Annotated in this window: 7 protein-coding genes and 3 pseudogenes; 9 read left to right on the plus strand and 1 reads right to left on the minus strand. The window is 66.7% G+C overall.

Translation table 11 applies throughout. The annotated features are described in order from the left end of the window. The 9 genes and pseudogenes from NBV68_RS16235 to NBV68_RS16275 form a co-directional block, all read left to right on the plus strand. Nucleotides 1-230: hypothetical protein (locus NBV68_RS16235; RefSeq protein ID WP_296311752.1), on the plus strand; the 230-nt coding region annotated here is incomplete at its 5' end. A gap of 214 nt (nt 231-444) precedes the next feature. Further along, the gene (locus tag NBV68_RS16240; RefSeq protein ID WP_296311755.1) at nt 445-771 is read left to right on the plus strand and encodes a hypothetical protein; all 327 of its coding nucleotides are present in this window, start codon (nt 445-447) and stop codon (nt 769-771) included. A 35-nt stretch (nt 772-806) separates the two neighbouring features. Then, complete coding sequence (gene traL, locus NBV68_RS16245; RefSeq protein WP_067402642.1) at nt 807-1,094, plus strand: type IV conjugative transfer system protein TraL; 288 nt, start codon at nt 807-809, stop codon at nt 1,092-1,094. Between the two features lie 13 nt (nt 1,095-1,107). Continuing rightward, entirely contained in the window at nt 1,108-1,677 is a 570-nt protein-coding gene (locus NBV68_RS16250) for a type IV conjugative transfer system protein TraE (RefSeq protein WP_296311759.1), read from the plus strand. Next, nucleotides 1,674-2,411: a type-F conjugative transfer system secretin TraK gene (locus tag NBV68_RS16255; protein WP_296311760.1), complete on the plus strand. Its 738-nt coding sequence runs from the start codon at nt 1,674-1,676 to the stop codon at nt 2,409-2,411. Before NBV68_RS16250 ends, NBV68_RS16255 begins: the two co-directional genes overlap by 4 nt. Further along, nucleotides 2,411-3,712, plus strand: coding sequence for a TraB/VirB10 family protein (locus NBV68_RS16260; RefSeq protein WP_296311762.1), 1,302 nt, complete (start codon nt 2,411-2,413; stop codon nt 3,710-3,712). Before NBV68_RS16255 ends, NBV68_RS16260 begins: the two co-directional genes overlap by 1 nt. Beyond that, nucleotides 3,709-4,083, plus strand: a pseudogene (locus tag NBV68_RS16265) (disulfide isomerase DsbC N-terminal domain-containing protein); the annotation flags it as partial. The gene NBV68_RS16260 and the pseudogene NBV68_RS16265, both read left to right, overlap by 4 nt. 112 nt (nt 4,084-4,195) lie before the next feature. Then, nucleotides 4,196-6,613, plus strand: a complete 2,418-nt coding sequence (locus NBV68_RS16270) for a DUF5934 domain-containing protein (RefSeq protein ID WP_296311764.1) — start codon at nt 4,196-4,198, stop codon at nt 6,611-6,613. Further along, nucleotides 6,606-6,737: pseudogene (locus NBV68_RS16275) on the plus strand (hypothetical protein); the annotation flags it as partial. The gene NBV68_RS16270 and the pseudogene NBV68_RS16275, both read left to right, overlap by 8 nt. Before the next feature lie 60 nt (nt 6,738-6,797). Here the strand turns inward: NBV68_RS16275 and NBV68_RS16280 are convergent. Next, a pseudogene (locus NBV68_RS16280) lies at nt 6,798-6,950 on the minus strand (IS21 family transposase); the annotation flags it as partial.

Consider the following 6,950-nt stretch of genomic DNA (forward strand, 5'->3'; position numbering starts at 1 on the left):
CGGAGCTACTCGACCAGGCGGAAGACGCTGTCAGCCAAGCCCGCGCAGCGATGCCGGCAGACTTCTCAGAGGAAGTCCACGCGAGCATCGCCGCTGCAATTGACCGGCGCTTGCCGCACCTCGCCAGCACACTGCAAGAGCTAGCCCAGCCACCGGTCGAGGCCGTTGCAGCGCAGCCTTTCGGAGCGATCCCTGCTTCGAGCGCGCAGGCAGCAGAAGATCAACGGTAAATGCCAGTAACCTGGCTGCTATACCGGCACCTTGAGCGCAAGCGGCCGAACAGCCGGCGCGATGACCGGCCTGCGAGCTGCCCAATGTCATTTTTCGCTTGGGCTAGGCCTGCACATCTCACTCTTCGATTTCCTACAGCCCGGCTCAGGAGAGAGGAAAGAACATACAGCGAACGCATCGTTGGCTGTTGTTCAACCCTCGGAGTACCTCCCCATGACCATCAAGACTGCCGTTCCGCCCCAAGCGGCGCGCCGCATCCAGCGCCGCGACTACATCCTTCCGGCGCTCGTCGCGCTTGCCGGTGCCAGCGCGGCGATCGCCGGGGCTGACACCACCTTCGATCCGGCGCTGACCCAGTTCACCAATTTTCTCGAAGGCTCGGGCGGCAAGATCATCACCGTCCTCAGCCTCGCGGGCGGCCTGATCGGCCTCGCCTCGGGGCGCTTCTCGCTCGGCCAGGTCGCGGTGCCGGTCGGTGTCGGGATCGGTGTCGGCACCGGCGTGCCGATCGTCACCTCGGTCGTGACCGCGGTCATCTGACCGGCGGCTGCGGTTCACGACAGGAGGGCGGCATCATGGCTGACAAGTACCTCGTGCCACGGCGGCTCGACGACCCGGAGCTCATCGGCTTCTGGACCATCGACGAGTTTGCGGGGATCCTGATCCCCTTCGCCTGGGGCATTCTCGCGCAGCATATCTTCATCGGTATCGGCCTGGCCGCCGGAGCCTGGTTTGCCTTGCGGAAGGCGAAGGCACGCGGCGCTGGATCGGCGCTGGTGCATGCTGCCTATTGGTACCTGCCCGGGGCTTTTCTCGGGCTAAAGGCCACGCCGCCCTCCCACTGCCGCCTGCTGGCGGGCTGAGGGAGGACCAGCAATGCGCGCCGAATTCGCACATGAACAGGCACAGGCGTACCTGCGCCAACGCAACCGCTTCGCGATGCTGGCGGGCGTTCTTGGCTTCACCAGCGTTCTGAGCCTTGGCGCTGCGGTGACGCGTGACGAGCAAGTCGTGCTGGTGCCGATCACCGCAGAGCGGCTCAGCCTCTCGAGCGCTGGGGTCGATGCGCCCTATCTCGAGCTGGTGACCCGCGACACGGCGCTGATGCTGCTCAACCGGGCACCCGAAAGCCTCGACTATTGGATGGCGAGCATCCTCAAGCTCGCTGATCCTGCCGCGCATGGCCGCCTCAAGGCCGAGCTGGTGCAGATCGTCGAGGAGCAGCGCGGCTCGGATATCAGCCAGGCCTTCGTGATCGCCCGGATCGAGGTCGATCCGCGCGGCCTCACCTCGACCGTCACCGGCACGCTCAAGACCTTTGTCGGCGCGCAGGTGATCGCGAGCCAGCGCCGCGCCTTCCGCTTCCGCTGGTCGCAGCGCGGGCTGAGCCTTCAGCTGACCGGCTTCGAACAACTCCCCTCCGACGAGAAGGACAAGGGCCAATGACCCGCATCCCATTCCCGTATCCAAGCCTCGCCGCGCTCGCGCTCGGCCTTGCCGCTGTCCCTGCGCATGCCGACCAGTTTGTCGAGGCGGCCGACAATGCGACGATCGCCTGCGAGCTCGCGCGCGGCGAGCTGACCCGCATTGCGCTCGTGGGCGATGGCTTTGCCAGTGTCTCGAAGATCGCGAGCGGCTTTCCCTACAATGATTTCCAGGTGACCCACGAGCCGGTGCGCGGGGACATCTATATCTCGGTGCCGCCGCAATATGCGGCTGCCAGGGTCAGCTTCTTTGCCACCAGCAAGGCGGGCTACGTCTACAAGTTTGCTTGCCGGCTTGGCTCTGACGAAGCGACGCAGGTGTTCATCACCAACCCGGCGCTCGCCAAAATCGAGGCAGCCGAGTGGGAGACCGCCGCGAGTCCTAAGGATGCCGCCGTCCGCCTGATCGAAGCGATGGCGAGCGATGCCGTGCTGCCCGGCTACCGGGCGCGCGCTGAACTCTCCGCGCCGCGCCGCACCGAGGGAATCGAGGTCCAGCTGGTCGCCGAATACGAAGGCGATGCGCTCACCGGACAGCACTTCCTGGTCCGCAACCTCGGCAAGGATAGCCTTGTGCTGGCCGCGGAGCGCGAAGCGCCGGCCGGCGCGCTCGCCTTTGCCTACGGCCGCGACAGCCTCGCTCACGGTGAGGCGACCAGCGCCTTCCTGGTCTTTGCCAAGGGAGGGCTCGAGTAATGGCCGAGGCACAAACCCCTGAGACCAAGCCGCTCCCGGGATCACCCGAGGCCCGCGAGACCGCGCGGCGCGAACTCAACGCGCAGATCGCCCAGCGCCAGAAGATGCTGCTCGCCGGGATTGGCGCGGTCGCGCTCTTGGGCGGGACCGCCTTCATCTTCAGCGGCGACAGCAAGGGCGCAGGCAGCAATCCCAACGGCGCCGCGACGATCGACACCGGCGGGCTCGTCAACCGCAACCTCTCGCAGCGCGAGTTCGTGGCGAGCTACGGCAACCGGCTCGATGCCCAGGGCCGGGCGATCAAGGACCTGCAGCAATCGCAGCTCCCGCGCCCCGCAATCGAGCAGGAGCTCGAGGCGCTGCGCAGCGAAAACGCGCAGATGCGCAGCGATGGGCAGGCCGCGATCGATGCGATCTCGGCCGAGAATGCCGCGCTGCGCGGCCAGCTCGAACAGGTCGCGAAGACATCGCCGCCCCCGCTTCCGCCGCCGCCAGCCTACGGCGCAGGCGTCCGACCTGCGAGCGCTGCGGCTGACCCGCTCGCCGGACCTCTGCCGGAAGAGCGCAAGCTCAGCCTCTTGAGCTTTGCGAGCGAGACCGAGAAGGACCGCCAGCCTGTCAGCACGACCGCGCCGGCGCTGCTGCTCGAGGCGAGCCGCGATTACCTGCCGCCCAATTCCTATGCGCCGGCCAAGGTGATCGTCGGGGTCGATGCCTCGACGGGGGTCGCCAGCCAAACTGATCCTTTGCCCGTGGTGCTGCGCATCACTGGGCCGGCCCGGTCGGTCATGCGCGGCGGCAAGCTCATCACCACCGACATCACCGGCTGCCTCGTCAATGGCGCGGCGCGCGGCGATCTCTCGGCAGAGAAGGTCTACGTCAAGCTGGTGCGCATGACCTGCGCGCAGCCCGGCGGGCGCTTCGCGGTGAGCGAGATCAAGGGCTTTATCGCCTTTGCTGGCAAGTCGGGCGTGCGTGGCCGCGTCGTCAGCCGCGAAGGCAGTCTGGTCGCCCAGGCGCTGCTTGCCGGGATCGTCGGCGGCTTCGGCCGCGGCTTTTCAGCCAATGCCAATGGCATCTTCGCAGGCCAGATCGCTGCGGGCCAGCAGCGCGAGCCGCTTTCGCCGACCGATATCCTCGCCGGCGGCCTTGGCCAGGGCGCGGGCGAGGCGGCCGACACGGTCAGCAAATACCTCATCGAACGCGCTGAACAATATCAACCCGTCGTCGAGATGCCGACCGGCATCGAGGTCGAGATCGTGTTTCTCGACGGCGTCCACGTCAGGAGCCCCTCCAAATGAACTACCATGACCGCCGCCGGCCGAGCCGAAAGGCTCGCGCCGCCCACCTTGCCCTTGCTGCCTCGAGCGCGGCTGCCGTGCTGACCCTCGGGGTCTCGCTGGTGACCGCCAACCCAGCCAATGCGGCGGGAGCCGCTTCCGATGTGGCGGCTGCCCTTAAGCTGCGCCTCCCTAAGACGCCGATCGATGCGATCAATTGCGACGTCTTGGGACCGTGGTGCGAAGTCGTGTCGGGCGACACGCTGTTCTATGTCGATGAGGCCGCGCGCTACCTGTTTGTCGGGCGCCTCTACGACATGGAAGAGCGCCGCGATGTCACCGCGGCGCGACTGCTCGAGCTCAATCCCGACCTCCTCGCGGCGGGCGCGGCCAGCCCAATCCGGCAATCCCCGGCGCTGATGCGCCGGATCTCGGGGGACCTGGCGCGTTCCCGCCTCCCCGCGCGCCGGTCCCCCACCCTGATCACCCTGAAGGAGAACGCCGGTGACCCTCTCATTCTCTGCTGCCCGCGACGCGCTGTCGCGCGGCCTCTTCGCCGACACGGCAAAGCCTGAGAGGCCGCGCGGGCACTTTGGCCTCGACATGCTCTCCGACTGGCTGCCCTACCGTGTCTATGACGAGAGCGCGAAGCTCTACCGCAACGCCCGCTCGAAGGGTTTCATCCTCGAAGTCACCCCGCTGATCGGAGCAGACGAGCGCACCGGCGAGATCCTCGGCCAGTTCTTCTCCGAAGGCTTGCCGCCCGGTGCCTGCCTGCAGCTCCTCAATTTCGGCTCGCCACGGATCGGCTCGATCATCGGCCCGTGGTTTGCGCCGCGCTACGAGCAGGGCGGGATCTACGAGGCGATCGCCCGGGCGCGCACGCAGCGGCTCTATGATCTGGTCTGGACCTCGGGGGCGGCGCATGCGCCGTTCCATGCCCGCAATGTCCGGGTGATCGTCTCGCTTGGCGTGCCGGTGCCGGGGCCGGTCACCGATGCAGAGCTCGGCGAATGCCGCGAGGGCCTCATCGGCATGCTGCGCTCGCTTGGGCTCGAAGCCCATGAGCTGCGGCCCGCGGGCCTGCTCGCGCTGATCGACGAGCTGACCTCGCCCACCACGGCGCAAGAGGCTGACGCACATGATTGGAACCCGCATGACACGCTCGATGTTCAGGCGATCCGCCGCGACATCGAGCTCGAAGTCGAGGATGACCGCCTGATCTTGCGGACCGAACGGTTCCGCGAGACCGGCCGCGATGCGCAGGGTCATCCCGAGATCGGCGCCTGCTATCCCGATCATTTCGATATCCGTCACTTCGCGGTGCGAAGCACGCCGCAGCGCTGGGCGCCGTGGGAATGCGCGCGGCTGATCGGCGACATGTTTACCGACAAGTTGCGATTTCCCTGCCCGGTCGCGACCATGCTCTGCCTCGTCTATCCCGACCAGGAAGCAGCAGCCGCGCGTGCGGGCTTCAAGTTCATGCGCACCACCAGCCTCGAGGCGACCAAGAGCGCGCGCTTCCTGCCGCGCCTGTCTGAACAATCGGCCGAATGGCGGCATGTCCAGACCGAGCTTCAGTCGGGCAAGAAGCTCGTGAAGCTGTTCTACGGGCTCACCAGCATTTCGCCGCTGGGGCAGGGCGACGCGCATGAGCGGGTGATCAAGGCGATCTACAAAGCTGCCGGATGGGACCTTGCCGACGAGCGCTTCCTTCAGCTCCAGGGCCTGGTCGCCGCCTTCCCGCTGAGCCTTGCCGACGGGCTTGGCGAGGACATGGCGCGGCTCAAGCGCTTCAAGACCATGCTCTCGACCACGGCGGCCAATATCGCACCGCTCCAGGGTGAATATCTCGGCGGCCCGGTTCCGCACCTGCTGCTGGTCGGCCGGCGCGGACAACCCTTCTGGTGGTCGCCGTTCGAAAACACTGCTGGCAATCACAACATCGCGATCTGCGGCAAGTCGGGTTCGGGCAAATCGGTGCTGCTGCAGGAGCTGTGTGCGGCGCTGCGCGGCGCCGGCGCCAAGGTGGTGGTGATCGATGACGGGCGCAGCTTCGAGCATTCGGTCAAGCTGCAAGGCGGCACCTTTGTCGAGTTCACGCTCGCCTCGGGTTTCTCGCTCAACCCCTTCTCGATGGTCGATGATGCCCGCGCGCATCAGGACGAGGATTACCGCCTCGATTGCTTTGCCATGATCAAGGCGATCATCGGCCAGATGGCGCGACCGGGCACAGCGCCGAGCGATACCGAGCGCGGCCTCATTGACCGCGCGGTCAATGCCACCTGGGAGGCGCTGGGAAGCGGGGCCGCCATCGACGATGTCGCCAACGCGCTCGCGCATTGCGAAAGCGAGGCGGGCCGTGACCTTGCCACCGCGATCGGACCCTTCTGCCGCGGCGGCAGCTACGGCGGGTTTTTCTCGGGCAAGGCGAGCTTCGCGCTCGATGATGACTTCACGGTCTTCGAGATGAGCGACCTTGCAAGCCGCGAGGAACTGCGCAGCGTGGTGCTCTCGGCGATCATGTTCATGACCAGCCAGGCAATGACCCGGACGTCGCGCAGCACCCGCAAGCTGCTGCTGATCGACGAGGCCTGGGCGATGCTCAAGGGCGGCTCGATGGGTGAGTTCGTCGAGACTTATGCCCGCACGGCGCGCAAATATGGCGGCGCGCTCGCCACCGCGACCCAGTCGCTCAATGACTACTACAAGTCGGATGGCGCGCGGGCGGCGCTCGAAAACAGCGACTGGATGCTGGTGCTTCAGCAAAAGGCTGAGACCATCGCCGACTTCAGAGCCAATGCCCGGCTCGACATGGATGATCGCACGGAGACCTTGACGCTGCTGCGCATGCCGCGCTTCCTCAAGCGCCTCATGAGCGAGATCGATCACCAGCAAGCTGGGGAGAGCCAGAATGGCTGAGGCGAAACGCATCCCCACCATCGACCGCCGCCTGGCCATCAAGCTCGTCGCCGTGCTCGCGCTTGTCGCCGCGCTCCTTTGGGCAGCCTGGGTCAGCCGGGAGCTCAGCGCGCCGCGCCAGCACATGGTCACGGTTCGCCTGGCGGAGACCATCGCCGCCTTTGTCGATGCCGAAGCGCGGGGCGGGGGAGGCTCTGACGATAAAGGCCTTGCTGTGCGCGAGCTTGGTGTGGGCCGCTTGCAGCTTCACACGCTCGCCAGCGATTACGGCCCAGTCTTCGCTCCAGTCGAACTGGAATGCCTCCCCTGACGCAAAGACCAGCGGCACGAAGGTCCC

The sequence above is a fragment of the Erythrobacter sp. genome, assembly GCF_023653175.1.
GTDB lineage: Bacteria > Pseudomonadota > Alphaproteobacteria > Sphingomonadales > Sphingomonadaceae > Erythrobacter.

Coding starts and splice junctions, on each gene's coding strand:
- NBV68_RS16250 (WP_296311759.1), top strand. CDS start 1,108: ATGCGCGCCGAATTCGCACATGAACAGGCACAGGCGTACCTGCGCCAA.
- traL (WP_067402642.1), top strand. CDS start 807: ATGGCTGACAAGTACCTCGTGCCACGGCGGCTCGACGACCCGGAGCTC.
- NBV68_RS16260 (WP_296311762.1), top strand. CDS start 2,411: ATGGCCGAGGCACAAACCCCTGAGACCAAGCCGCTCCCGGGATCACCC.
- NBV68_RS16255 (WP_296311760.1), top strand. CDS start 1,674: ATGACCCGCATCCCATTCCCGTATCCAAGCCTCGCCGCGCTCGCGCTC.
- NBV68_RS16240 (WP_296311755.1), top strand. CDS start 445: ATGACCATCAAGACTGCCGTTCCGCCCCAAGCGGCGCGCCGCATCCAG.